Origin of the sequence: Amycolatopsis ultiminotia, assembly GCF_039536925.1 — a bacterium.
Classification (GTDB): domain Bacteria; phylum Actinomycetota; class Actinomycetes; order Mycobacteriales; family Pseudonocardiaceae; genus Amycolatopsis; species Amycolatopsis ultiminotia.
Genome location: NZ_BAAAZN010000002.1, coordinates 208,823 through 233,462, shown reverse-complemented (window position 1 = coordinate 233,462; position 24,640 = coordinate 208,823). Strand labels below are relative to the sequence as shown.

Here is a 24,640-nt window from a genome sequence, read left to right as displayed (position 1 = left end):
GGCGTCCCTTCACGAGCCGGGTGGGTACCGCACGAAGCTATTTCGCCCGACCTGCCCCGCACCACCACACGAGCGCGAAACCGTCCGTCCGCCGCCGCGAACTCCCCGAGCAGAGCGGCCACCACCCTGCCCGACCGGACAGGGCCACGACGGAGGGGCGGCAAGTTCCGGCGGGTGCTGTTCGATCAGCGTGGCCGCGTGCACACCTCGGCCTCGACCGCCGGCGGCGACGACGCGTTGATCGAGTTCGTGCGGATTTGCTCGCACTACTACGCCCACCACGGCCGGCTGGGCGAGGAGGAGCTGCTTGGCAAGCACGCCGGGATCCCGGCGTGCTTGCCGAGGCCGTCACCGCATGGACGTGCGGCACCGCAGTCGTCAGGTAGCGTGCGTTCGTGGAGCCGGTAGGGATTCCCTGGGGAAAGCCGCGCGGGGAGCGGGCCGACGCGGTGCGCAATCGGGCGCACCTGATCGAGGTTGCCCGCCGGATGGTGGCCGAACTCGGCGTCGACAAAGTGACCATGGACGAACTGGCCGAGCGGGCCGGGCTGGGCAAGGGCACCGTCTTCCGCCGGTTCGGGACCAGGGCGGGCATCTTCCACGCGCTGCTCGACGAGGACGAAACCGAGTTCCAGCAGCGGGTGATGAGCGGGCCGCCGCCGCTGGGGCCCGGCGCATCCGCGGAAGAGCGGCTGATCGCCTACGGCCACGCCCGGATGGCGTTCCTCCTGGCGCGCACCGCACTGGCGCGCGCCGCGCTCGATCCGGAGCAGCCGGTTCCGCCCGAGGGCAGCCCGTCCGTGTTCCACGTGCAGACGTTGCTGCGGGTGGCCTGCCCGGATGCGGCGACGAGCGGCGCGCTGGCCTTGCAGCTGACCGCGGCGCTCGAAGGGCCGATCCTGCTCTACGTGCAGAACCCGCAGGAGTCCGATCCCGGGCCCATGCCGGAGTACTTGGCGGACAGCTGGGTAACCCTCGTCCAGTGCGTCTGCCGCTCGTATCGCTGACCCCGGCGGATCAGCGGCGTACGCGGGCTTGCCCGGCAGCCACTTAAGCGGGGTATAGTCCGGTTAGGTGGTACGGCAGCAGGCGCCGGACGCCATGGGACCAGCACACATCGACGCACCGGGAGGACCGGACATGCCACTGACCGGGAAATACGAGCCGAGCCCGTTCGAATTCAGCCGCACCCAGGCGGAACTCATCGAGTCCTCCGGCGGCGAGGAGGGCACGGACAACCAGGGCAAGCCGGTGATCGTGCTGACCTCGGTGGGCGCCAGGACCGGGAAACTGCGCAAGACGCCGCTCATGCGCGTCGAGCACGACGGTGCCTACGCGGTGGTCGCCTCGCTGGGCGGCGCGCCCCGGCACCCGGTCTGGTACCACAACCTGGTCGCCAATCCGCACGTGGAACTCCAGGACGGCCCGGTCAAGAAGGACTACCTGGCCAGGGAAGTGCACGGCGAGGAGTACGAGACCTGGTTCGAGCGAGCCGTCCGGGTGTGGCCGGACTACGCCGAATACCAGAAGAAGACCACCAGGAAAATGCCCATCTTCGTGCTCACCCCGATCGACGCCTGACCCCGGGCACCCAGCACCGGGAGCCGACCACCCGGCACCGGGCGCCGCGTGCCGAGCACCCAGGCGGCAGGTGGCGAGCGCTGCCGGCCAACCCCGGCAGCCGGGCACCGGGCGCCGGCGAATATCGGTGGGCAGCCCGGCTTGCGTGAGTTACGCTGCGCTCGGAGTATCGCAATCATCCGGAGGTTGAGGCCAATGCCGGCGACCCAGCAGGGCCGCTGCGCGCTTCTCCCCGTCGAGACGATCCGGCTCGACGGGCGAGACTGACCCGAGCGGTCCATGGCGACGTTTTCTTTTCTCGTCCGACCATGAAAGGCCTCACCTACCGTGTTTGCTTCTGCTGTCCACGCCTACGTCCGCGCCCAGATGGGCACCGCTGCGGTACACATCGGTCCGTTCCTGGCCTCGTTCGACAGTCACGACGACGGCCTGTTCCGCAACTATGCGATCCCCGGCGAGCACACTGTCCCCACGGCCGGGGATGTCGCGGCACTCGTCCGGGCTTTCCGGGAACGAAACCGGGTGCCGCGCCTGGAATACCTGCCCGCGCTGCAGCACGGCCTCGAGCACGTGCTGACCGAGGCCGGGTTCACCGTCGAACGGCACCTGCCGGTGATGGTCTGCCCCACCCTGCCCGGTCCGGCCGAAGACCCGGCCGGAGTCGAGATCCTGCTCGCCCGGTCCGACCGGCACCTGTGGCAGGCCGCGGCCGCGCAGAACGCGGCCTACGGCCAGGCCGAGACCACCGTGCACGACAAGGATCGGCTTCGCGCCACCCTCGATCGCGGCGGCCTGGTGGCGCTGGCGCTCGACCGGCACACCGGGGCCGGCGTCGGTGCGGGACTCTGCGCACCACCGCACCACGGCGTCAGCGAATTGGCCGCGATCGGCGTCCGCACCACACACCGGCGCCGGGGAATCGCGGCCGCGCTGACCGTGCTGCTCACCCGTTCCGGTCCCGCCGCCGGGATCACCACCCCGTTCCTGACGCCGGCCGGCGAGGCCGAGGAACGCATCTACCGATCGGTCGGCTACCGGGCGGCCGCACAGATGATCCACATTTCCCTGCCCCCGGACCGTGGCACACTGGAGCCATGAAGCTCAAGCTCGATCTCCACGACATCTACAACCGCGGCGGGGAGATCGACCGGGCGCTGCGGGCGGTGATCGACGAAGCGGTCGCGAAGAAGGCACCGTTGGTGGAGATCATTCCCGGAAAGGGATCGGGCCAGCTCAAAAAGCACGTGGTGCGCTTCCTGGAGCGCAAGGACATCAAAGCGCTCTACCACCGGGTGGAAAAGGACAAGGACAACTTCGGCCGGATTTTCGTGCACTTCCGCTGGAAATGAGTCACAGCCAGTCGTCGGGCCGGGGCCAGGGCATCAGTGCGGAGAGGACGTCCGGAACCGGCTCGGTCACGGTGTAGCGGCCGCGGTGGAACAGCAGCGGCCGGTCCTGCGAGGTTTCGCCGAGCGCGGTCACCCGGCCGATCACCACGTAGTGGTCACCGGCCGGGTGTACCGCCTCCACCTCGCAGTCCACCCAGGTGAGCGCGCCGTCCAGCAACGGAGCACCGGACGGCGCCGGATGCCAGCCGACCGAGGAGAACCGGTCGCCGCCCCGGCTGCCGAATGCCGCACTGACCTCCCGCTGGTGCTCGGCAAGCACGTTCACCGCGAAGCACCCGGCGGCAGCGAGCAGGGGCCACGTACGCGAAGTGCGTGCGACGCAGAACAGCACGAGCGGCGGATCGAGCGACAAAGCGGCGAACGATTGGCAGGCGAACCCGACCGGCCCCTCCCCCGAACCGGCGTCGGCGGCATAAGCGGTCACCACCGTCACACCGGTACAGAAATGTCCCAGTACCTCACGGAAACGGGCAGGCGCCGTGCCCTGCTCCGGAAGCTCGCCGAGTCGACCCGCCTGCGGAGCGGCGTCCGCCGCACGGCCGTCCCGAGTGGACGGAGCAGGCAGGCTTTGCCGCGGCGACCCGGTCATCGGCTGCCCACCGAGAAATCGTGGCCCCACAACGAAACCGCGGTGCTTTCCCGCGCCATCCACTTCTCGTCGTCCACTTGACGGCCTTCGCAGCCGAATTCCACGTCGAAGCCGCCGGGGGTCTTCATGTAGAACGACAGCATCAGATCGTTCACGTGCCGGCCCAGCGTCGCCGACATCGGCACCTTGCGGCGCAGCGCCCGGTCAAGGCAGAGACCCACGTCGTCGGTGTGCTCGACCTCCACCATCAGGTGCACGATCCCGCTCGGCGTCGGCATCGGCAGGAAGGCCAGGCTGTGGTGGCGCGGGTTGCAGCCGAAGAACCGCAGCCACGCCGGATCCCCGTCGGCCGGACGGCCCACCAGCTGCGGCGGCAGGCGCATCGAGTCCCGCAGCCGGAAGCCCAGTACGTCGCGGTAGAACACGAGCGCGGCGGCGTCGTCGTGAGTCGACAAAACCACGTGGCCCAGACCCTGTTCACCGGTCACGAAGCGGTGGCCGTACGGGCTCACCACGCGTCGGTGCTGCAGGGCCACGCCGTGGAAGACTTCCAGGGTGTTGCCGGACGGGTCGGTGAAGCTGATCAGCTCGGCCACCCGGCGGTCGGCCAGTTCCTCCGGGGTGCCTTCCTTGTACGGCACCGAGGCGGCGTCGAGCCGGGCACGCACGTCGGCCAGCTCCGCGGCGTTCGCGGCCTCCCAGCCCGTCTGGGCCAGCCGGTCGTGCTCGCCGGGGACGATCACCAGACGAGCCGGGAAATCGTCCATGCGCAGGTACAGGGCGTTCGGATCGGTGCCCTCGCCCTGCACCATGCCCAGCACCTTCAGGCCGTAGACCCGCCAGGCGTCCAGGTCGGTCGCTTCGATGCGGAGGTACCCCAGCGAACTGATGGACATCACGCACTCCCGAGGAAATCCAGGGCAAGCCGGTTGAACTCGTCGAACTTCTCCAGCTGTGCCCAGTGTCCGCAGCCGCCGAAGACGTGCAGCTGCGCACGGGGGATGGTTTTCAGCGCGAGCAACGCGCCGTCGAGCGGGTTGACCCGGTCTTCGCGGCCCCAGACGAGCAGCACCCGTTGCCGCAGCCGGTAGGCCTCCCGCCACAGCAGGCCTTCCTCGAAGGAATCCGGCTGGGCGAACGACCGGCCCATGGCGCGCATCGCGGCCAGCGACTCCGGATCGCTCGCCGCGGCGAGGCGTTCGTCGATCAGCTCGTCGGTGATCAGCGACTGGTCGTGCACCATGATGCGCAGGAACGACTCCATCCGCTCGCGCGTCGGATCACCGGCGAACCGGGACAGCAGGCGCACGCCCTCGGTCGGATCCGGGGCGAACAGGTTCACGCTCAGCCCGCCCGCACCCATCAGCACGAGCCGTCCCGCGCGGTCCGGATGGTTCAGCGCGAGCCGGACCGCGGCACCGGCCCCGAGCGAATTGCCGACCAGATGGGCGCGTTCGATACCCAGCGCGTCCATCAGGCCGACCACCGCATCGGCACTGTGCCGGAAGTACTGCGGATGCTCGGTCGGCTTGCCGGAACGGCCGAAGCCGGGCTGGTCCACCGCGATCGTGCGATACGCCTTGCCGAACTCCGGCAGGTTCCGGCCGAAGTTGCTCCACGCCGAGGCACCGGGGCCGCCGCCGTGCAGCAGCAGCACGGTCTCGTCGTGTTCCACGCCTGCCTCGTGGTAGTGCAGCGTGAGTCCACTTCGGACTTCGACGGACCTGCCATCGGGAGCCATCAGACCATCGCATTCTCGACGGGCAACCCGAAGGCGCCGGTACCGAACAGGACGTACGCGCGCTCGGCGTCGTTGGCCGCGTGCACCCGGCCGGCGTGCGCGTCGCGCCAGAACCGCTGGATCGGCGTGCCCCGCTGCAGTGCACGGCCGCCGGAGTTCTCGAAAAGCCGGTCGATCGCGGCGATCGACCGTTCGGTGCCGCGCACCTGGTCACGGCGCACCCGCAGCCGGGTGCTGAACGGCAGCTTCTCACCCCGGCAGGCGAGCTGGTACAGCTCGTCGATGTTGTGCGTCAGCTGCAGCCACGCAGCGTCGATTTCGCTGGCCGCTTCGGCGATCCGCACCTTCGCGAAAGGGTCCTCTTTGGACTGTTCACCGGCGTAGGCGGCACGCACCCGCTTGCCCTGGTGTTCCACGTGCGCGTCGTAGGCGCCCTGCGCCATGCCGATGATCGGCGCGGTGATCGTACTGGGATGCACCGAACCGTAGGGCAGCCGGTACAGCGGCCCCGGGTTCAGCTCCTGCCCCGGCGTCTTGCACTTCGAGGTGGCCACGAAGCTCAGCGCCCGGTGCGCGGGCACGAACACGTCCTCGACCACGATGTCGTTCGATCCGGTACCCCGCAGCCCCACGGTGTCCCAGACGTCCACGATGGAGTAGTCCGCGATCGGCAGCAGATAACTGCAGAAGTCCACCGGGTGTTCACCGTCGAAGGCGGGCCCGCCGACCAGCACCCAGCTGCAGTGGTCGCAGCCGGAGGAGAAACTCCACCGGCCGGACAGCCGGTAGCCGCCCTCGACCACGGTCGCCTTGCCCATCGGCGCGTACGACGAGGAGATCCGCACGTCGTGGTCCTCGCCCCACACCTCCTCCTGTGCCCGCGCGTCGAACAGCCCGACGTGCCAGGGATGCACCCCGAGGATCGACGCGACCCAGCCGGTGGACCCGCAGGCGCTCGCCACCAGTTTCACCGCGGTGTAGAAGGTGACCGGATCGGCTTCCAGGCCGCCGTACGGTTTCGGTTGCAGCAGCCGGAAGAACCCGGTCTCCTGCAAGGCTTTCACGGACTCCGCGGGGATACGGCGGGCATCCTCGGCTTCCTGTGCGCGTTCCCGCAGCACCGGGAGCAGGTCGCGCACCCCCGCGATCACGGCAGCCAGCTCGCTCATCGGCCGTCCTCTCTCGTTCGAGAGTCCAAGACTAGAACACGTTCTCGTTTTTGTCGACGCGGTGCGTGCCGCGGGCCGCGTTCAGGCCTGCCCTGCGGCCGGAAAACACGCAGTCGGCCAGCGACAGACCACTCACATACGACCTGGAACAGATTCCCACTGCGGTCCGCCCGGCGGCGTACAGACCGCTCGTGCCCGCCACCGCGCCGGTGTCCTCGTCCACCACGAGCCCGCCGAGGGTGATCATCGGACACGGGTAGCCCAGGTTCGGTTTCACCGACACGTCGATCAGCGAATACGGCGGCGTGTCCAGCGGACGGGCGAACTCGGCGGGTTTGCCCGCCGGATCCGGACCTCGCCGGTACTGCGCGTACGTCTCGGCGAGCCCGTCCGGGTCGACACCCGCCCGCCGGGCCACTTCCTCCAGCGTCGCGCCGGTGACCCGGCCGGGGCCGAGCAGGTACCGCAGCTGCAGCGCGGCGAACCACTGGCCCTGCCGCCTGCCGTCGCGACGGGCCTCGGTGACGATCGGCGCGTCGACCAGCAGCCAGCCGCGGCCACCGTGCTCGGTGATCATGCGCTCGCCGATCGCCGCACCGTAACGGGATTCGTCGATGATCCGGCGTCCGCCGTCGTCCACGAGCAGTCCGCCGAGGAACGCCGCAGGCGGCGTGAGGAACCGCCACGCCGAGATCCGGTCCAGCTCCGCCGCCCGTCCTCCCGCGTCGAGGCCGAGCCGGAGACCGGAACCGTCGTCGGCGGACGTGCCGAGTGCGAGCCCGCCGCGATACGCGGGCGCGTGCTCCCGGACCAGTGCCCGGTTGGCGATGAACCCGCCGGCCGCGAGCACCACCGCTCGCCGGGCGGTGATCCGCAGCTCACGGGCGTGTTTCCGCTCGATCCGTTCGACCCGCCGGTGCAGTGAACGGCGCAGCGGCGGCAGATAGATACCCGGCTTGGCCGACCACGAGGCAAGGCGTTCGTGCCGGCTGCGGACCCAGCCCGAAGCGCCGTGCAGGCTGTCCGCGACCACACCGGTCACCGCACCGTCGGCGTCCTGGAGAAGGCTCTGCACCCGCGTCTGCGGCAGCACCCGTACCCCACGTTCACCAGCGGTGGCGAGCAGCCGTTCCATCAGCAGTTTTCCCGAAGTGCCAGGCCCTTTCACGCGATGTCCGCGCGGCGCGGGCTTCGCCACGTTACGGAATCCGCCCGCGGCCTCGCTTCCGGAGTAGTAGAGGTAGTGCTTGTTGCTGGGATACGACGTCTTGTACCCGCACAGGCTGCCCTCGAACGGCACCCCCTGGCGCTCCAGCCACGAGATCATGTCGACGCTCTCCTCGCAGAAGCGCCGCAACGTCTGCTCCGACACGACGTCACCGGCCTCGAGCTGCAGGTACGCGTGCATTGCGTCGACGCTGTCCTCGACGCCCGCGGCATGCTGCTGCGGCGTCCCTCCCCCGGCGTAGACCACGCCTCCGCTGACCCGGCTCGCCCCGCCGCCGGCGAACCGGTCGACGAGAAGCACCTCAGCCCCCGCGTCCGCCGCCTCGATGGCCGCGCACGCGCCGGCCGCGCCGGCTCCGATGATCACGACGTCCGCCCCGAGCTCGTCCATAATCGCCACCCTAGAACTGAAACACGTTCTCGTCTATGGTGGCTGAAGTGGCCGCGAGCAGGCCAGCAACAGTCGATAACACGTTGCATGTGAGGTGGCATGGCGTACGAGTACGACGTGGTGGTCGCCGGCAGCGGCGCCGCCGGGATGACCGCCGCGCTCGCCGCCGCGCACCGCGGCCTTTCCGTGGTGGTCCTGGAGAAGGCGGCGCACTTCGGCGGGTCGACGGCGCGCTCCGGCGGTGGCGTCTGGCTGCCGGGGAACCATGCGCTGCGCGCGGCGGGCATCGACGAACCGCCCGAACGCGCCCGCGACTACCTGGCGGCCATCGTCGGCGACCTGGTGCCGCCGGGGCGGCGGAACACGTTCCTCGACCACGGGCCCGAGGTGCTGGATTTCGTCACCCGGCACACGCCGCTGGAGTTCCGCTGGGTGCCCGGCTACAGCGACTACCACCCCGAAGCACCCGGTGGCAGGCCCGGCGGCCGGTCCGTGGAGCCGCGCCCGCTCGACGGCAAGCTGCTCGGCGACGACCTCGCCCGGCTCGAACCGCCCTACAGCGCACCACCGCTCGGCGTGCCGATCACCCAGTCGGACTACCGCTGGCTGAGCCTGATCGCCCGGCATCCGCGCGGGCTCGCGCGGGTGCTCTCCCTGGGCACGAAGTGGCTGCTCGGGCGGCTGCGCGGACAGCAACCGCTGGCCATGGGGCAGGCGCTGGCCGCCGGACTGCGGATCGGCCTGCGCAAGGCCGGGGTGGAGGTGCTGCTCGACACGCCACTGCTCGATCTGCACACGGAGAACGATGAGGTCACCGGCGTGCTGGCCGGCCACGAAGGCGACGAGAAGCTGTTCCGCGCGCGCCGCGGGGTGGTACTGGCCTGTGGCGGCTTCGAGCACAACGAGCAGATGCGCACCAAGTACCAGCGCACGCCGACCGGCACCGAGTGGACCGTGGGCGCGGTCGCCAACACCGGCGACGGCATCACCGCCGGGCTCAAGCTCGGCGCGGCGACCGATCTGATGGACGACGCATGGTGGGGACCGTCGTTCCCGCTCACCGGCGGCCCGTGGTTCGCGCTCGCCGAACGTTCCCGGCCGGGGTGCCTGATCGTCGACTCGGACGCGGCACGGTTCGTGAACGAGTCCGCGCCCTACGTCGAGGCCGTGCACGCGATGTACGGCGAGGGCGACGGTCCGGCCGAGCACCTGCCCGCGTGGCTGGTGTTCGACCAGCGCTACCGCGACCGCTATCTGTTCACCGGTCTCGGACCGCGCCAGCCGCTGCCCGGCCGCTGGTACAAGTCGGGCGTGGTCACCCGGTCCTCGACGCTGTCCGGGCTGGCCGAGCGGATCGGGGTGGACCCGGGGAAGCTGGCGCACACCGTCGAACGGTTCAACGGCTTCGCCCGCACCGGGGTGGACGAGGACTTCCACCGCGGCGCCAGCGCCTACGACCACTACTACGGTGATCCGCGCCAGAAACCCAGTCCCAGCTTGGGCGAACTGGCGAAGCCGCCGTTCTACGCGGTGCGGATCGTGCCCGGCGACCTGGGCACGAAGGGCGGCCTGTGCACCGACGAAGACGCCCGTGTACTGCGTGCGGACGGCACCGTGGTGCCAGGACTGTACGCAGCGGGCAACACCAGCGCGGCCGTGATGGGCCGCACCTACGCCGGCCCCGGCGCGACCATCGGCCCGGCGATGGTCTTCGGCTACCTTGCGGCGCGGGCGCTGGCGAACGAAGATCGGACGACCGGCACGGGAGGCAGGCAGTGACCCCGACGACGCAGACCCCACACCAGCAGACGCCGACGGGTTCGGAGGCGGTCCGCTCGATCGACGCCGGTACGCCGCCGGCCCGGTTCGCCCGCGGCTGGCACTGCCTCGGGCTCGCCGACTCGTTCCGCGACGGCAAACCCCACGAGGTCCGGGCGTTCGGCACCAAACTCGTGGTGTTCGCCGATTCCGCCGGGAAGCTGAACGTGCTCGACGGGTATTGCAGGCACATGGGCGGCGACCTCACCCAGGGCTCGGTCAAGGGCGACGAGGTGGCCTGCCCGTTCCACGACTGGCGCTGGAGCGGCAGCGGGAAATGCGTGTCGATCCCTTACGCCAAGCGGGTTCCGCTGCGCGCACGCACCCGGGCGTGGCATGTGCTCGAGGAGAACAAGCAGCTGCTCGTATGGCACGATCCGGAGGGCAATCCGCCCCCGGAGGACGTCGTGATCCCGCGGGTGGAGGGCGCGTTCAGCGACGAGTGGAGCAACTGGACCTGGGACTCGATCCTGATCGAGAACGCCAACTGCCGCGAGATCATCGACAACGTGGTGGACATGGCGCACTTCTTCTACATCCACTACGCCTTCCCCACCTACTTCAAGAACGTGTTCGAGGGCCACATCGCCACCCAGTACCTCAACACCAAGGGCCGCCCGGACATGGGCATGGCCTCCAACTACGGCGGCGAGGAGAACCTGCTGCGTTCGGAGGCCTCCTACTTCGGCCCGTCCTACATGATCAACTGGCTGGTCAACTCGTTCCAGGGCTACGAGATCGAGAACGTGCTGATCAACTGCCACTACCCGGTCAGCCCGACCTCGTTCGTGCTGCAGTGGGGCATCATGGTCAAGAAGCTGCCGGGGGTCTCCGACGAGCATGCGGACAAGATCGCCGCGAAGCTGGCGAAGGGCATCGGCGTCGGGTTCCTGCAGGATGTGGAGATCTGGAAGAACAAGACCAAGATCGACAATCCGCTGCTGTGCGAGGAGGACGGCCCGGTCTACCAGCTGCGCCGCTGGTACGACCAGTTCTACGTGGACGCCGCGGACGTCACCGAGGACATGACCCGGCGCTTCGAGTTCGAGGTCGACACCACGAAGGCGAACGAGGTCTGGGCCGCGGAGGTGCGGGAGAACCTGGCCCGCCAGCGCGCGGAGGCCGAGGCGAACGCGGAAGAGGCCGGGGTGTGACTGCGGAGGCCACCGAGTTCCTCACCGCAGGGCTGCAGCCGCACGAATGCCGCAGCTGCGGCACCTGCGTGCTGGTCAAGAAGAACAGCCTCAAGCACACCAGCATCCAGTGGACCACCGACGCGTCGCGCAGCTGCCCGGTCTTCGCCGCGCACGCCGAGGCAGGCGGGATCACCGCGTTGCTCGACACCTGCGAGAAGCTCGCCGACAGCATCGACAACGCGGTACGCGAGGGCAGCCTCGACAGCGGTGCGCGATGACCGAGATCGTCACGCTCACCGTCGCCGAGGTCATCGAGGAGACCGCGGACGCCTGCTCGCTGGTGTTCACCGTGCCGGACGAACACGCGCAGCGCTTCACCTACTCCCCCGGTCAGTTCCTCACCCTGCGGATCCCCAGTGACCGCACGGGTTCGGTCGCCCGGTGCTACTCGCTTTCGAGTGCACCGCACGAGGGACGGGTGCAGGTCACGGTCAAGCGCACCGCAGACGGGTACGGCTCGAACTGGGTGTGCGACCAGCTGCGCGCGGGCTCGACGGTGGAGGTGCTGCGGCCCTCCGGGGTGTTCAGCCCGGCCTCGCTGGACGCGGACTTCCTGCTGTTCGCCGCGGGCAGCGGCATCACCCCGGTGATGTCGATCCTCAAGTCGGCGCTGGAACTCGGGTCCGGGCGGGTGGTGCTCGTCTACGCCAACCGCGACGAGCAGTCGGTGATCTTCGCGCGCGAACTGCGGGCGCTGGAAGAACGGTTCGGCGAACGGCTCGTGGTGGTGCACTGGCTGGAAAGCCTGCAGGGCCTCCCCACCACCACCGCGCTGCGGGCGCTCGCCGCACCGCACCACGGTCACGAGGCGTTCCTGTGCGGCCCGGCGCCGTTCATGGCCGCCGCGCAGGACGCGTTGCGGGAGCTGGGCGTGCCGCGCGAGCGGGTGCACGTGGAGAAGTTCCACTCGCTCACCGGCAATCCGTTCGAGGAAGCCGAACCACCGGAGGAACCCGGAGCCGGCGAGGAGACCACCGCACTCACCGTGACCCTCGACGGCGAGACCCGGCAGGTCGCCTGGCCACGCCGGCGCAAACTGCTCGACCACCTGCTCGCCGAAGGCTTCGACGCACCGTACTCCTGCCGCGAAGGCCAGTGCAGTGCGTGCGCTTGCCGTCTGGTCTCCGGCGAGGTGAAGATGCTGAACAACGAGGTGCTGGACGCCGAGGACATCGCCGACGGGATCGTGCTGGGTTGCCAGTCGGTGCCGTTGACCGACGAGGTGTCCGTGAGCTACGAGTGACCCGGACGACGAACGAGGAGAGCCCGTGCCCATCGACCCCGCGGCCGCGATCGGTGCCGATCTCGGCGAGCTGCGGTTCGCCTGGACGCAGGCGGACGTACTGCTGTACCACCTCGCGCTCGGCGCCGGTACCGATCCGCTGGACGAGCGCGAACTGCGCTACACCTACGAGCGTGACCTGCGGGTGCTGCCGACGTTCGCGACGGTCGCGGCGAACCTGCGGACCTTCAGCCCGCCCGCGGTGAAGTTCCCCGGCGTGGACATCGACCTGGCGAAGGTGCTGCACGGCAAACAGGAGGTCGAGCTGCACCGGCCGATCCCGGTGCAGGGCAAAGCGATCGCGCGGTCCCGGCTGGTGGACGTGTTCGACAAGGGCAAGGCGGCAGTGCTGGTGCAGCGGACCGAGGTCGCCGACGAACAGGGCGCTCCACTGTGGACGGCCACCTCCAGCATCTTCGCCCGCGGCGAGGGCGGTTTCGGCGGGGAACGCGGTCCGTCCGACCGGATCGAGTGGCCGCAGCGCGAGCCGGACGCGGTGCTCGAGGTGCCGACCCTGCCGCAGCAGGCGCTGCTCTACCGGCTGTGCGGGGACCTCAACCCGCTGCACGCCGACCCGGAGTTCGCCCGCGCGGCCGGCTTCGACCGGCCGATCCTGCACGGGCTGTGCACCTACGGCGTGGTCGCGAAGGCCGTGGTCGATGCCTTCCTCGACGGCGACCCGGAGCGTGTCTCGGTATTCGGGACGAAGTTCGCCGGGGTGCTGTTCCCCGGTGAGCGGCTGCGCGTGCGCGTATGGCGTGAGGACGGAAGGCTGCTGGTCAACGCCACCGCGCCGGAGCGGGACGACGCGGCTGTGCTGTCCGACACAATTCTGGTGCCCCGGTGATCTCCCGGCACGTATTACGGTGTCCACATGGCGGACGAGCGAGGCGAGAGCTACTTCGTGGTGCGCGGCCCCGTGGAGCCGGGCGACAAACGGGGCCGTGAGCTGGGCTTTCCCACAGCCAACATCGCACTGCGCAACCAGAGCGGCGAACTCGGCGACGGCGTGTGGGCAGGCTGGGCCGAGCGCTCGGACGGTACCCGGGTGGCCGCCGCGGTGTCGGTCGGCCGCCGTCCCACCTACTACGGCGCCGACGGGTACCGGCTCGTCGAGGCGTACCTGCTCGACTTCACCGGCGACCTGTACGGCGAAACCCTCACCGTGTGGCTGGGCAGGCACCTGCGGGACCAGAAGGCCTACGGCTCGGCCGAGGAGCTGATCGAGGCGCTCGCCGTCGACGTCGAGGCCGCCAGGGACTGGGTCGCGAACCACCCGGCCGCCGCACTGCCCGCCCTCGGCACTCCGCCGCCGGACGGCGAGGTCCGCAGGCTCGGCTGATCGCTCATCCGGCAGCCAGCAGCAGATACCCCATTCCGGCGCCCATCACCGCACGGCACAGGGTGCGGGACAGGTGCCCCGGCATCGGCTCCGCGGCGCGCAGCCGCAGCGCCAATGCGCCGGAGCGGACGGCATCGACGGCGAAGTACCCGGCGGCCGGCACGGCGACCACCGGCCAGGCCACCGGGGCGTCCATTGTGGACATCACCAGCCACGGACCGTGTGTCATCCCGGTGTGCGCCGTGGCGCTGATCATGTAGAGCATCGCCGCCGCGGACAGCGCGTGGTGCCCGCAGCCCGCGCCGTGGCCCGATCGGCGCCCCCGCCACCAGGCGAACCCGAACCACCCGGCGGTGAGCGCGAGCACCGCCTGCCATCCGGCCGCCGGGATCGGGCCGCCGACCGGGCAGACCATCGCCACCATGGCCACCACCAGCAGCAGTTCGGCGAGGTCACCGCCCCGCAGGGGGTGGCCGAGGCGCACGTAGTCGAGCCGCGCCAGACGCAGCAGGCACGGGAGGGCGAGCAGGGCGAACAGCGCGGTGAGCAGCCAGGCCAGCGGCGGACTCACCGCGGACCGGGCCTGGTGGCGGCTCCGGACAGGCTGGTGCGGGACACGGTCGGCACCTCACTCCACAGGCACAGTTTTTCCACCGTGCCACGCGCGGGGTGCCGGCACCAGCCGACGATGCGGTGAAATCTGTTGCCCCACAAGAGTTACCGTGCCGGCCACGAGGGGTCAGGGTGCGGTCAGCACCAGCCCGCTCGTCGGGACGCCGGTGCCTGCGGTCACCACTGCGGTCTCCGCGCCGCCGACCTGGTTCACCGCACTGCCGCGCAGCTGCCGCACGGCCTCGGCGATTCCGTTCATCCCGTGGATGTAGGCCTCGCCCAGCTGTCCGCCGTGCGGGTTCAGCGGCAGTTTTCCGGTCAGCGTCAGCGTGTCGCCCGCGATGAAGTCCTTTGCCTCGCCCCGGCCGCAGAACCCGAGCTCTTCCAGCTGCATCAGCACGTACGGGGTGAAGTGGTCGTACAGCACCGCGACGTCCACGTCCTGCGGTCCGAGCCCGGACTGCGCCCACAGCTGCCGCCCCACCACGCCCATCTCCGGCAGCGCCGCGAGGTCGTCCCGGTAGTAGCTGGTCATCACGTACTGGTCCGGGCCGCTGCCCTGTGCCGCCGCGGAGACGGTGACCGCAGGCCGCCGCAGGTCCCGGGCCCGTTCCAGGCTCGTGACGACGAGCGCCACCCCGCCGTCGCTCTCCTGGCAGCAGTCGAGCAGGTGCAGCGGCTCGGCGACCCAGCGGGACGCCTGGTGCTCCTCCAGGGTGATCGGCCGTCCGTGGAACCACGCCTTCGGATTGGTCGCCGCGTGCGCCCGGTCGACCACCGCGACCCGGCCGAAGTCCGCACTCGTGGCGCCGTACTCGTGCAGGTAGCGCCGGGCGACCATGGCCACCGTGGCAGCAGGTGTCGCGATCCCCATCGGGTAATGGAACGCGTTGTCCACCCCCGAGGAGTTCACCTGCTGCGCGGCGCCGGCCTGCACCCGGCCGAAGCGCTGGCCGGACCGTTCGTTGAACGCCCGGTAGGCCACCACCACCTCGGCCACCCCGCTCGCCACGGCCAGCGCCGCCTGCTGCACGGTCGCCGCCGCGGCCCCGCCGCCGTAGTGCACCCGGCTGAAGAACGTCAGCTCCGGGATGCCCAGCTCACGGGCGAGTGCGATCTCCGCGTTGCCGTCCATGGTGAACGACACGAGACCGTCCACATCGGAAGGCTGCAGCCCGGCGTCGGCCAGTGCGTGGCTCACGCATTCCGCGGCCAGCCGCAGTTCGCTGCGCCCGGAGTCCTTGGAGAACTCGGTGGCGCCGATCCCGGCGATCGCCGTGGTCCCGCTGAACCTCATGCGGCCTCCTCGGGCAGGATCAGGGAGACCGTGCCGGTGACGTGCGCACCGAGACTGTCCACAGCGGACACCTCGAGCTCCACGCCGGCACCGTCGCGGGCGGTCACCCTGCCGGTGAAGGTGAGGGTGTCGTAGGCGTAACAGGGCACGCCGAGACGGATCCTGATGGACCGCACCAGCGCTTCCGGCCCGGCCCACCGGCTCACGAACCGCTGTACGAGCCCGGTGTCGGTGAGGATGTTGAGGAAGATGTCCTTCGACCCACGGGCCACCGCGGCGTCGCGATCGTGATGCACGTCCTGGAAGTCCCTGGTGGCGAGCGCGGTGCTGATCACAAAGGTCGGCGTCGCCTCGACGACCATCGGCGGCAGCTCAGTGCCCACCGCACAACCACCCACGGCAATCCCGCCCACTTCGGACCCGGCCACGGCAACTCCACGCGCGACCGGACCATCCACTTCGGACTTTCCCGCGGCACCGCCGATTTCGGGCTCGCCCACCCCGAAGCCGCTCATCGCGCCACCTTCCACGCGGGCAGGGTCAGCTCGTCGTCCACTCGCACGAAGGCGGCCACCACCGGCAACCCGACGTGCACCTCGTCCGGCTCCGCGTCCAGCAGTTCGGCCATCAGCCGCACTCCTTCCTCCAGCTCCACCAACGCGACCACGAACGGCAGCCGTTTACCCGGCACCTGCGGGTGGTGGTGCACGACGTAGCTGTAGACCGTGCCACGTCCGCTGGCGACCAGGTAGTCCGGCACCGTGTCCAGTGCGCCGTCCGGCGGCATCGGCCCCGGCGGATGCCGCAACTGCTCGCCCCAGCGCTGGATCCGCAGCTCGCCCTCGCGCAGGCCGGCCCAGAAGAACTCGGTGTCCGCGCTGATCACCGGACGCAGCACCGGTGACGGCGGCGGTTCCGGTTCGCGCGGACGGAACTTCAGGATCCGGAACAGCATGTCCGCCACCGGTTCCCCGTCCACGTACCAGTGCAGCCGGGTGGTCACGAACCAGCCCTCGCCCAGCGCGGTGCGCTTCGGGCCGGTCACGTCCGACAGCTCCGTGGTGACCGAAACCTGCTCCCCCGGCCGCAGGTAACGGTGATAGGTCTGCTCGGAATCGGTGGCGACGACCGAGGTGTACCCGGCCTCGTCGAGCACGGCCATGATCGCGCCCATCGGATCGTCGTCCGTGCGCGCACCGTGCAGTCCGGCCATCGTCCAGACCTGCGCCATCGCCGGTGGCGCCACGAGTCCCTTGTGGACGCTCCCGGCGGCGTACTCCGGATCGGTGTAGACCGGATTGGTGTCGCCGATCGCCTCCACCCAGTTGTTCACCATCGCCTGGTTGACCGGATCCCTGGCGAGGCGCGGCGCGCACTCCCCCGCGGCGGCGATCTTCGCGGCTGCTTCCTCGACGGTCATCGCGGCACCCTCGGCAATCCCAGTCCGGCGGAGGCGATCAGCTCACGCTGGATCTCGCTGACGCCTCCGCCGAACGTCAGCACCAGGTTCCGCTTCGCCAGCACGTCGAGCCATTCGGCCAGCTCCGCGGTGTCCGGATCGGCGAGGTCGCCGTGCCGTGCCACGAGCTCCTCCAGCAGCCTCCCGATCCGCTGGATGCGTTCCGAGGCGAACACCTTCGTCGCCGAAGCGTCGGCCACCGCGACCGGCCCCGCCGACGCGGACACCGCGACCTGCCAGTTGAGCAGCTCGTTCACCCTGGCCACGGCGAACGTTTCGGCCAGCACCGCGCGCACGTCCGCCAAGTCGAGCAACGCCGCGCCGTCCGGGGTGCGCCGGGCGGCCGCCCACGCCCACACCCGGTCGTGCAGTCCGCCGATCCGGCCGGCCGGGCCGAGCATCACGCGCTCGTGGTTGAGCTGTGTGGTGATCAGCCGCCAGCCCCGGTTCTCCTCGCCGACCAGCAGTTCGGCCGGCACCCGCACGTCCTCGTAGAAGGTGGCGTTCACGTGGTGCGCCCCGTCGCAGGTGATGATCGGCGTCCACGAGTAGCCCGGATCGCTGGTGTCGACGATGAGGATCGAAATGCCCTTGTGCTTCGGCGCGTCCGGTGCGGTGCGCACGGCGAGCCACACGTAGTCCGCATCGTGCGCACCGGTGGTGAAGATCTTCTGGCCGTTGACCACGTACTCGTCACCGTCGCGGACCGCGCGGGTGCGCAGGGACGCCAGGTCGGTGCCCGCCTCCGGTTCGGTGTAGCCGATCGCGAAGTGGATCTCGCCGGCCAGGATCTTCGGCAGGAAGCGGGCTTTCTGCTCCTCGGTGCCGAACGCCTGGAGCGTCGGCCCGACCGTCTGCAGGGTCACCGAGGGCAGCTGCACGTCGGCGCGCGCCGCCTCGTCGACGAAGATGTGCTGTTCGATCTCGCCGAAACCCTGCCCGCCGTACTCCTTCGGCCAGCCGACGCCGAGTTTGCCGTCCCGGCCCATCCGGCGCACCAGCTCGCGGTAGACCGGCCCGTGCCGTTCCCGCAGCAGCGCCCGCCGTTCCTCCGGCGTCAGCAGACCGGCGAAGTACTCGCGCAGCTGCGCGCGAAGTTCCTGCTGCGCCGCGGTCAGTTCGATGTGCATGCTCATCCCGCCACTCGTTCGCCCAGCCGGCCGAGCCGGTGGGCCGCGCCCCCGACCGCGCGGCCGAGGTCCTTCACCGCCGAGGAGTACCGGTGCAGCGGATAGCTGCGGTCCACGCCGACGCCGCCGTGCAGGTGGTGGCAGATCGCGAGCGCGGACGGTGCTTCCTCGGTGAGCCAGTACGCCGCCACGTCGAGTTCGGCATCCGCGTCCAGGCCCGCAGCCAGCCGCCACACCGCGGAGAGCGCGGCCAGGTGCAGTGTCCGCGACGCCACGTAGACATCCGCGATCTGCTGTGCCACCGCTTGGAATTCGGCCAGCGCACGGCCGAACTGCGTCCGTCCGGCGACGTGCCGGGAGGTCAGCGCGAGTGCTCCGGCGAGCAGACCGTCGCCCAGTGCGAGCGCGCCCGCGAGCGCGAACCGGTGCACTGTCGCGACCGCATGGCCGGGCGTGGGATCGCGCAAGAGGTCGGCCTCCTCGATCCGCACCCGGTCGAACCGCACGGTGTACTCCGGAGTACCGCCTGCGGTGTACGCGGGGACCGTCTCCAGCCCCCGGGCACGCGGGCGCACGAGCGCGACCCCGACCCCGCCGGGCAACGACACCGGGGTGAGGATCCGAGCCGACTCCGCGGCGTAGGGCACCTGCGTCTTCACCCCGGTCACCTCCCACGCGCCGTCGGCTGCGACGCCGGTGGTGCCGGGCACCAGGGTGAGCGGTGCGGACGGTTCGTGCAGTGCCGCGGTGAGCAGGCTCTCCCCCGCCGCGGCGGGCGGGAGGAGCTCCGCCCGCTGCGCCGGCGAGCCCAGCGTCTCCACCGGCAGAACCCCGAGCGCGAGCACCGCATACGCCGGAACGGCGGCGGCCGCGCGCCCCACTTCGGTGAGCACCGGCGCGATCTCCGCCACGCCCAGCCTGTCGCCACCGAGATCCGCAGGCAACGGCAGCGCGAGCAGGCCCGCGTCGGCCAGCGCCCGCCACTGCTCGGCGGGCTGCTCGCTCTTCGCGAGCACCCGCGCAGCCAGCGCGGCGATCTCGCCCTGCGTATCGTCAGGGGTGAAGTCCACGCCGATCTCCCTCCCGCGAAAAGTGGAACACGTTCTAGTCTTAACCGGAACGGGCGGGCTCGGCAACCCCCCGGCGGCTTCGGCAACCGGGTAAACGGAAAGCGGATCGGCCGACCGGGCAGAGAGGAGCAGCACACCGACGTGGGTGCGGAACAGGTTCTCAAAGACGCGCTGCGCGACGTCGGATGGCAGGCCACCCGGAAACTCGCCACGATCCCGTCCACCGCCGGGGTGCCGGATCCGGAACCGCTGTCCCTGCCGGGGCGCGGGGAGACCGTGGTGGTGGACATCGGCCCGCGGCACGCACCGGCGGTGCTCCTGCTGCATTCGGTCGCCACGACCGGGCTGCTCACCTGGTACCCGGTACTGGAACGGCTTTCGGTGAACTACCGCGTGGTGGTGTTCGACCAGCGCTGGCACGGCCAGGGCATCCGCTCACACGAGTTCAGCCTGACCGACTGCGCGGACGACGCGGTGGCCGTGGCGGACGCGCTGGGCATCGACCGGTTCCTGGTCGCGGGCTACTCGATGGGCGGCATGATCGGGCAGATCGCCGCGCACCGGGCGCCGGACCGGGTGAGCGGGCTCGTGCTGTGCGCCACCGCGAGCAACTTCCGCCGCGGCGTCCGCCAGCGGATCGCGCTCGACGTGTTCGGCCGCACCCTGCACCTGCTGCGCGACCAGGCGCAGATCGGACTGGTTCCCGGTGAACCCAGGCGCGAACGGCTCGCCCGGCTGGAGGACCACCGCTGGGCGCTGGAGGAGTTCCGCTCCACCAGCCCGTGGGCGATCGCGGTCGCGCTCGACGAGATCGGCCGCTTCGACTCCACCCCGTGGCTGCACACCCTGGACGTGCCCGCCGCGGTGGTGGTGACCACCCGCGACGGCTTCATCGCCTCGTCCCACCAGCGCACGCTGGCACGCCGCATCGCGGGCGCGGCGACCTACGAGGTCCCGGCAGGACACACCGCATGCGTGTTCGCCGCCGGGCAGTTCGTGCCCGCCGTCATGGCCGCCTGCACCTCGGTACACGCGGCGATCGCCGACCAGCAGGAACCAGAACCCCAAGCCGGCACGGCCTGAGCCGGGCGCACCCGCCCCGGACGAGCACCGGCCCGCGGCCGGTTCAGTAGCGGGAAACCAGGTCGTCCGGGCTGAGGTCCAGCCGGTACGGCCGGTCCAGGTGGAGCACCTCTTCGCCGGTGGCCTCGCCCTCGAGTGCGTAGGCGTTGCCCTCGAGGCGGAAGCAGCTGAGCGTGGGCTCGTCCGGCTCGATCACCCAGTAGTACGGGCACCCTGCCGCGGCCAGCCGCGCAGGCTTGAGATGGTGGTCGATGTGCCTGCTCGAGGGCGAGACGACCTCCACCGCCAGCACCGGGACCCCGGCCAGCGCCCGGTCGGTGAACATCTCCCTGCGGCCCACCACCACATCCGGGATCAGCACGGTGAACTCGTCGAGCACCACGTCCACCGGTGCCGGGAGCACCTCGCAGTCCGCAGGGCAGACCGGGGTGAGCGCGGCGAGCAGGCGCGCGACCACCCGCTGGTGCAGCGGACGCGGGGACGGGCTCACCAGAAGCGTCCCGTCCACCAGTTCGTACCGGCGGCGTTCATCCGAGATCGTCTCCAGGTCCCGACGCGTGAGACGGTCGCCGTGCGCGAACATCGGGACTGTCATCATGCTGCCCCCGCAGGCGGGCCGACCGGAAACGACTCCGACAGGGTAGACGGGCACCGGTGGCAGCGCGAACCTTCCCGCGGCGCGGCGCGGACCCGGGCGGCCCATTCCGCCCGGCCGCCCTTCGCGGCGCCGATCACGATCGGTGACCGTTTTCCGGGAAAACCGCCCCGGACAGCCCAGCACACGACCGGAAACAGGTCCGTTCGAGTCATGTCCGCGTTTTCCCGAAAAGGCCATTCACCGTCCAGTGACCGGCCATCATCTGCTCACCCGGCAGTCGACTGAGCAGGTCGGACACCGTTTCCGGACCACATTCGGAGAACCCTACCATTCCGCATTCGAAGCACTCCGGAAAATAGTTGATTCAGCGGGATTTCACCATTTCGCACGGCCTTCGCGCGGTGTGCTTAACCGGGTGGACCGGACCGCGTCCTAATCTGGCCGGACGCCCTTCGCCTCCCCCTCCGGTGGTGCTCATGCCTGCCCCGTCCGCACCGAGCCGGCCGGTGTCGCTGTTCCGCCTCGACGGCCGGGCCGCGGAACACGAGCTGCTGGTGCCGCTCCGGCCCGAACAGATCACCACGGACACGCCGGTCGACCTCTCCGGCACCCGCGCGCGGCTCGTCGCCGGCGCGTTCCGGACCGAGGCACCGCACTGGCTGCCGCACGCGGAGGCGCTCACCGGCACGGCGCTCGGCCTGTCCGCCACGCTGCCGTTCGCCGTCCTGCTGGTGCCCCGTCCACCGTGGCTCTACGCGGTCACCTGGGGCGCCGGGCACCTGGTGCTCAACGACGAGCACGTGGAGCAGGGCTTCGGACTGCGGTTCGGGATCCGCCGGCTCGACCCGTTCGACCTCGGGCTGGTGGCGAGCGCGGCACTCGACGTCTCGGCGCGGGCCACGCAGATCTCCATCCCCGGCGGGGGCGAGCTGTCCGCGTTCCGGCTCGAGCCCTACGGCGATCTGGTGCACCGGATCGCCGGATCGGCCGATCTGCGCGATCTCACCTACGGGCGGGTCACCGGCAGGCGGCACCGCATCCGGGTCGGCACCTCGCTGTGGGCGCCGCTGGCGCAGGAACCCGGGGCGTTGCTCGCCGACCTCGACGCCGTCGGCGCGGTGGTCGACGAACCCGACGAGGATTCGGCACTGCGGTTCGTGGCACAGACCCGTCCGCTGGACCGGCACCATCCGATCGTCCCGGAGCTGGAGCGCAGGCTGGCCGCGGCACTCGCCGGCGACGGCGAACCGGTCGGGATCGCCTGGCCCGCCACCGGCGGGCAGGACGCGGAGAACGCCGGCTCGTTCCGGATCACCGGCCTCGGCCCCGGCGGCCCGTTGCACGTGCCCGGCAGGCTCGAGGCGGAGCACCTCACCGCCCGGCTGTCCGGTCTGCCTGCGGAACGCCGGCTCAAGGCACTGCGCGCGGGGCGGATCACGCCGTGCGCGGACGAAACGGGTGCGGAACCGGACGGCGCGCCGTCACCCGCGACCCGCTGGCTGGCCTACGAAACAACGATCGAGCACACCCGTTACGTCTTCCACCAGGGCCGCTGGTACCGCATCGGCGAAACGTACGTGGCACAGATGCGCGAGCAAGTGCGCGATCTGCTGGCACAGCGGCAGCACTGGCCGGAGGTGACCTGGAAACCCAGTGGTGAACCGGACGACGAGCACCGCTACTGCCGGCTCGTCGCCGAACAGCCGGGGTACCTCTGCCTGGACCGCGACGTCGCGAGCACGCCGCTGCACCCGCGGTTCGAACTGTGCGATCTGCTGGGCCCGGAGGACGAGCTGATCCACGTGAAGTGGCTGGGCCGGGCGACCGCGGCGAGCCACCTCTACACCCAGGCACTCGTGTCCGCCGAGGCACTGCACGACGAGCCGCAGGCCATGGCACAGCTGGCCGCCAAAGTGTCCACTGTGGATCCGGGACGGGTGCTCGGCGGCGCGCCGGACACCGTGGTGCTGGCCGCGGCCGGCCGTTCCTGGCAGGTGGACGAGCTGTTCACCCTGTCGCAGGTCGCGTTGCTCCGGCTGGACCGGGCCGTGCGCGGACTCCGGGCGACGCTGAAGTTCGCGGACATTCCTTATCTGGCCAAGAAGAAGACCACCGCCCGGTCGGCGAGACGGATCCCCGCCCAACGACGCGGCGACACCCGGCGATGAGCACCCCCGGCCGGTGCCCGGCTCGGCGTCCCGCGCGTCGGCGGGTCGGTGCCCGGTGCGTGCCCGGTGCGTGCCCGGGTCAGTCGGTGGCGGCCTCGCGCAGCTCGTGCAGCGCCTCCGGCAGGGCGTCGGCCAGCGGCCACAGGTCTTTCACCAGTTCCTTGGCGCCGAGCAGGCCCACGCCGACCTTGCCGTCGGAGGACAGCACCGTGATGTTCAGCCCGGCGCCGTGGAAGACCGGGCCCAGCGGGTAGAGGCCGGTGATCCGCGCGCCCAGCAGGTACAGCGGCACCGGCGGGCCGGGCACGTTCGAGATGATCAGGTTGTGCACCACCGGATGCCGTTCGGCCAGCCGCAGCGCGGAGTAGGCACGCACGCCGAGGCCGAACACCGAGGAGGGGGAGAACTGCGCCCAGTCGGCGAGCATGTCGGCGTTGATGTCGTAGTGGTGGTCCTTCGACAGCCGGTTCGCCTCGGCCAGGAAGAACACCCGCGCCGCCGGATCACCGAGGTGCGTTGGCAGCGACGCGAAGAACGCGGACACCCGGTTGCTGCCGCGGTCGCGTTCGGTCCGTTCGTGCACCGACACCGGCACCGTGGCCACCAGCGGATCCTCCGGCAGTTCGCCGCGGCCGAGCAGGAACTGCCGCAGCGCGCCCGAGACCAGCGCCAGCACCACGTCGTTCACGGTCACCCCGAACGCGTTCTTGATGCGCTTCACCTCGGCGAGGTCCAGCTGCGCGAAGGCGACCGAACGGTGGCCGGTGATGGTGCCGTTGAGCGAGGTCCGCGGCGCGGTGAACGGCACCGGCATTCCTTTGCCGCGCACCGCTCTCCCGAGCCACCGCGGGACCAGCTCCACCAGTTCGGGCAGCAGCCGGGCGAGTTCGGCCGGACGCTGCAGGACCGCGTCGGCGCTGTCCCGCAGTATCCGCAAGCGGGTGGGCAGGCCGCTGTTGTGCTGGTCGTCCGGGATCTCCGGCATCGGTGCGTCCGGTTCGAGCCCGGCGAGGTAGGTGATCAGGTTCGCCCCGCCGACGCCGTCCACGCTCGCGTGGTGCATCTTCAGCAGGACCGCGACCCGGCCGCCGGACAGTCCTTCGATCACGTAGCACTGCCACAGCGGATGCGCCCGGTCGAGCCGCTGGCCCGCGACGTGCGCGCACAGCTCGGCCAGCTCGCGATCGTCGCCCGGCGCGGGCAGCCCGACCCGGTGCAGATGGTTGTCCAGGTCGAAATCCTCGTCCTCGACCCACACCGGATGACTGAGGTTCCAGAGCGGATTGTGCAGTTTGCGGCGGAACGCCGGGATTTTCGCCACCCGGTCCGCGAGCCTGCGCTTCATTTCCTGGAACGAGTACCCGCCGGGCATCGCGGCGCCGTCGAGCATGATCAGCCCGCAGATGTGCAGCAACTGCGACGGGGTTTCCAGGTAGAGGAAACTCGCATCCAGCCCGCTCAGTCTCTGCATGGCACCA

Annotated in this window: 26 protein-coding genes; 13 read left to right on the top strand and 13 right to left on the bottom strand. The window is 70.6% G+C overall.

The genetic code is table 11. The features are described from left to right. Positions 1–174 precede the first annotated feature (174 nt). The 5 genes from ABD793_RS06010 to ABD793_RS05990 all read left to right on the top strand — a co-directional run bounded on the left by ABD793_RS06010 (position 175) and on the right by ABD793_RS05990 (position 2,930). On the top strand, positions 175–408 hold the full coding sequence (locus ABD793_RS06010; RefSeq protein WP_344856196.1) for a hypothetical protein: 234 nt from the start codon (positions 175–177) through the stop codon (positions 406–408). Continuing rightward, a complete protein-coding gene (locus ABD793_RS06005) occupies positions 396–1,007 on the top strand; it encodes a TetR/AcrR family transcriptional regulator (RefSeq protein ID WP_344856194.1) in 612 nt (203 codons plus the stop codon). Before ABD793_RS06010 ends, ABD793_RS06005 begins: the two co-directional genes overlap by 13 nt. Positions 1,008–1,140: 133 nt before the next feature. Beyond that, complete coding sequence (locus ABD793_RS06000) at positions 1,141–1,581, top strand: nitroreductase family deazaflavin-dependent oxidoreductase (RefSeq protein ID WP_344856192.1); 441 nt, start codon at positions 1,141–1,143, stop codon at positions 1,579–1,581. A 327-nt stretch (positions 1,582–1,908) separates the two neighbouring features. Next, the gene (locus tag ABD793_RS05995; protein ID WP_344856190.1) at positions 1,909–2,679 is read left to right on the top strand and encodes a GNAT family N-acetyltransferase; all 771 of its coding nucleotides are present in this window, start codon (positions 1,909–1,911) and stop codon (positions 2,677–2,679) included. Next, positions 2,676–2,930 (top strand): Smr/MutS family protein, encoded by a 255-nt coding sequence (locus tag ABD793_RS05990; RefSeq protein ID WP_344856188.1) that lies wholly within the window; start codon positions 2,676–2,678, stop codon positions 2,928–2,930. The genes ABD793_RS05995 and ABD793_RS05990 overlap by 4 nt, the downstream gene beginning before the upstream one ends. 1 nt (position 2,931) lies before the next feature. Here ABD793_RS05990 and hsaB read toward each other — a convergent pair whose 3' ends face one another. From hsaB to ABD793_RS05965, 5 genes are read right to left on the bottom strand one after another with little or no spacing between them, the layout of a single operon-like run. After that, positions 2,932–3,579 carry a 3-hydroxy-9,10-secoandrosta-1,3,5(10)-triene-9,17-dione monooxygenase reductase subunit gene (gene hsaB, locus ABD793_RS05985; RefSeq protein WP_344856186.1) on the bottom strand — a complete coding sequence of 216 codons (648 nt, stop codon included), beginning with the start codon at positions 3,577–3,579 and terminating at the stop codon, positions 2,932–2,934. Next, positions 3,576–4,475: an iron-dependent extradiol dioxygenase HsaC gene (gene hsaC, locus ABD793_RS05980; RefSeq protein WP_344856184.1), complete on the bottom strand. Its 900-nt coding sequence runs from the start codon at positions 4,473–4,475 to the stop codon at positions 3,576–3,578. The genes hsaB and hsaC overlap by 4 nt, the downstream gene beginning before the upstream one ends. Further along, positions 4,475–5,320, bottom strand: a complete 846-nt coding sequence (hsaD, locus tag ABD793_RS05975) for a 4,5:9,10-diseco-3-hydroxy-5,9,17-trioxoandrosta-1(10),2-diene-4-oate hydrolase (RefSeq protein WP_344856182.1) — start codon at positions 5,318–5,320, stop codon at positions 4,475–4,477. The genes hsaC and hsaD overlap by 1 nt, the downstream gene beginning before the upstream one ends. Beyond that, positions 5,320–6,489, bottom strand: a complete 1,170-nt coding sequence (gene hsaA / locus ABD793_RS05970; protein ID WP_344856180.1) for a 3-hydroxy-9,10-secoandrosta-1,3,5(10)-triene-9,17-dione monooxygenase oxygenase subunit — start codon at positions 6,487–6,489, stop codon at positions 5,320–5,322. The genes hsaD and hsaA overlap by 1 nt, the downstream gene beginning before the upstream one ends. Positions 6,490–6,520: 31 nt before the next feature. After that, positions 6,521–8,107 (bottom strand): FAD-binding protein, encoded by a 1,587-nt coding sequence (locus ABD793_RS05965; RefSeq protein ID WP_344856178.1) that lies wholly within the window; start codon positions 8,105–8,107, stop codon positions 6,521–6,523. Between the two features lie 99 nt (positions 8,108–8,206). On the opposite strand from ABD793_RS05965, the gene kstD reads away from it, so the two are divergent. The 6 genes from kstD to ABD793_RS05935 are packed head-to-tail and all read left to right on the top strand — an operon-like array spanning position 8,207 to position 13,745. After that, positions 8,207–9,886, top strand: a complete 1,680-nt coding sequence (gene kstD / locus ABD793_RS05960; protein WP_344856176.1) for a 3-oxosteroid 1-dehydrogenase — start codon at positions 8,207–8,209, stop codon at positions 9,884–9,886. Beyond that, entirely contained in the window at positions 9,883–11,079 is a 1,197-nt protein-coding gene (locus ABD793_RS05955) for a 3-ketosteroid-9-alpha-monooxygenase, oxygenase component (protein WP_344856174.1), read from the top strand. Before kstD ends, ABD793_RS05955 begins: the two co-directional genes overlap by 4 nt. Next, complete coding sequence (locus tag ABD793_RS05950; protein WP_344856172.1) at positions 11,076–11,339, top strand: hypothetical protein; 264 nt, start codon at positions 11,076–11,078, stop codon at positions 11,337–11,339. Before ABD793_RS05955 ends, ABD793_RS05950 begins: the two co-directional genes overlap by 4 nt. After that, complete coding sequence (locus ABD793_RS05945) at positions 11,336–12,364, top strand: 2Fe-2S iron-sulfur cluster-binding protein (RefSeq protein WP_344856170.1); 1,029 nt, start codon at positions 11,336–11,338, stop codon at positions 12,362–12,364. Before ABD793_RS05950 ends, ABD793_RS05945 begins: the two co-directional genes overlap by 4 nt. Before the next feature lie 25 nt (positions 12,365–12,389). Continuing rightward, positions 12,390–13,250, top strand: a complete 861-nt coding sequence (locus ABD793_RS05940; RefSeq protein WP_344856168.1) for a MaoC/PaaZ C-terminal domain-containing protein — start codon at positions 12,390–12,392, stop codon at positions 13,248–13,250. A gap of 27 nt (positions 13,251–13,277) precedes the next feature. Then, positions 13,278–13,745 carry a riboflavin kinase gene (locus ABD793_RS05935; RefSeq protein ID WP_344856166.1) on the top strand — a complete coding sequence of 156 codons (468 nt, stop codon included), beginning with the start codon at positions 13,278–13,280 and terminating at the stop codon, positions 13,743–13,745. A 4-nt stretch (positions 13,746–13,749) separates the two neighbouring features. Here the strand turns inward: ABD793_RS05935 and ABD793_RS05930 are convergent, their stop codons facing one another. From ABD793_RS05930 to ABD793_RS05905, 6 genes are all read right to left on the bottom strand, one after another. Then, positions 13,750–14,316: a DUF5134 domain-containing protein gene (locus tag ABD793_RS05930; RefSeq protein WP_344856164.1), complete on the bottom strand. Its 567-nt coding sequence runs from the start codon at positions 14,314–14,316 to the stop codon at positions 13,750–13,752. A gap of 168 nt (positions 14,317–14,484) precedes the next feature. After that, positions 14,485–15,654 (bottom strand): lipid-transfer protein, encoded by a 1,170-nt coding sequence (locus tag ABD793_RS05925; protein ID WP_344856162.1) that lies wholly within the window; start codon positions 15,652–15,654, stop codon positions 14,485–14,487. After that, positions 15,651–16,016, bottom strand: a complete 366-nt coding sequence (locus tag ABD793_RS05920) for a MaoC family dehydratase (RefSeq protein WP_344856863.1) — start codon at positions 16,014–16,016, stop codon at positions 15,651–15,653. The genes ABD793_RS05925 and ABD793_RS05920 overlap by 4 nt, the downstream gene beginning before the upstream one ends. A gap of 149 nt (positions 16,017–16,165) precedes the next feature. Continuing rightward, positions 16,166–17,074, bottom strand: a complete 909-nt coding sequence (locus ABD793_RS05915) for a bifunctional MaoC family dehydratase N-terminal/OB-fold nucleic acid binding domain-containing protein (protein ID WP_344856160.1) — start codon at positions 17,072–17,074, stop codon at positions 16,166–16,168. Further along, on the bottom strand, positions 17,071–18,243 hold the full coding sequence (locus ABD793_RS05910) for an acyl-CoA dehydrogenase family protein (protein ID WP_344856861.1): 1,173 nt from the start codon (positions 18,241–18,243) through the stop codon (positions 17,071–17,073). Before ABD793_RS05910 ends, ABD793_RS05915 begins: the two co-directional genes overlap by 4 nt. Positions 18,244–18,245: 2 nt before the next feature. Next, on the bottom strand, positions 18,246–19,313 hold the full coding sequence (locus ABD793_RS05905; protein WP_344856158.1) for an acyl-CoA dehydrogenase family protein: 1,068 nt from the start codon (positions 19,311–19,313) through the stop codon (positions 18,246–18,248). Between the two features lie 141 nt (positions 19,314–19,454). On the opposite strand from ABD793_RS05905, the gene ABD793_RS05900 reads away from it, so the two are divergent. Further along, positions 19,455–20,396 (top strand): alpha/beta fold hydrolase, encoded by a 942-nt coding sequence (locus ABD793_RS05900; protein ID WP_344856156.1) that lies wholly within the window; start codon positions 19,455–19,457, stop codon positions 20,394–20,396. Between the two features lie 43 nt (positions 20,397–20,439). On the opposite strand, the gene ABD793_RS05895 is transcribed toward ABD793_RS05900, so the two are convergent. After that, positions 20,440–20,979: a Uma2 family endonuclease gene (locus tag ABD793_RS05895; RefSeq protein ID WP_344856859.1), complete on the bottom strand. Its 540-nt coding sequence runs from the start codon at positions 20,977–20,979 to the stop codon at positions 20,440–20,442. Positions 20,980–21,470: 491 nt separating this feature from the next. Here ABD793_RS05895 and ABD793_RS05890 point away from each other — a divergent pair, with 491 nt between their 5' ends. After that, the gene (locus ABD793_RS05890; RefSeq protein WP_344856154.1) at positions 21,471–23,162 is read left to right on the top strand and encodes a TIGR04141 family sporadically distributed protein; all 1,692 of its coding nucleotides are present in this window, start codon (positions 21,471–21,473) and stop codon (positions 23,160–23,162) included. Between the two features lie 79 nt (positions 23,163–23,241). Here the strand turns inward: ABD793_RS05890 and ABD793_RS05885 are convergent, their stop codons facing one another. Then, a complete protein-coding gene (locus ABD793_RS05885; protein ID WP_344856152.1) occupies positions 23,242–24,633 on the bottom strand; it encodes a WS/DGAT/MGAT family O-acyltransferase in 1,392 nt (463 codons plus the stop codon). Positions 24,634–24,640 lie beyond the last annotated feature (7 nt).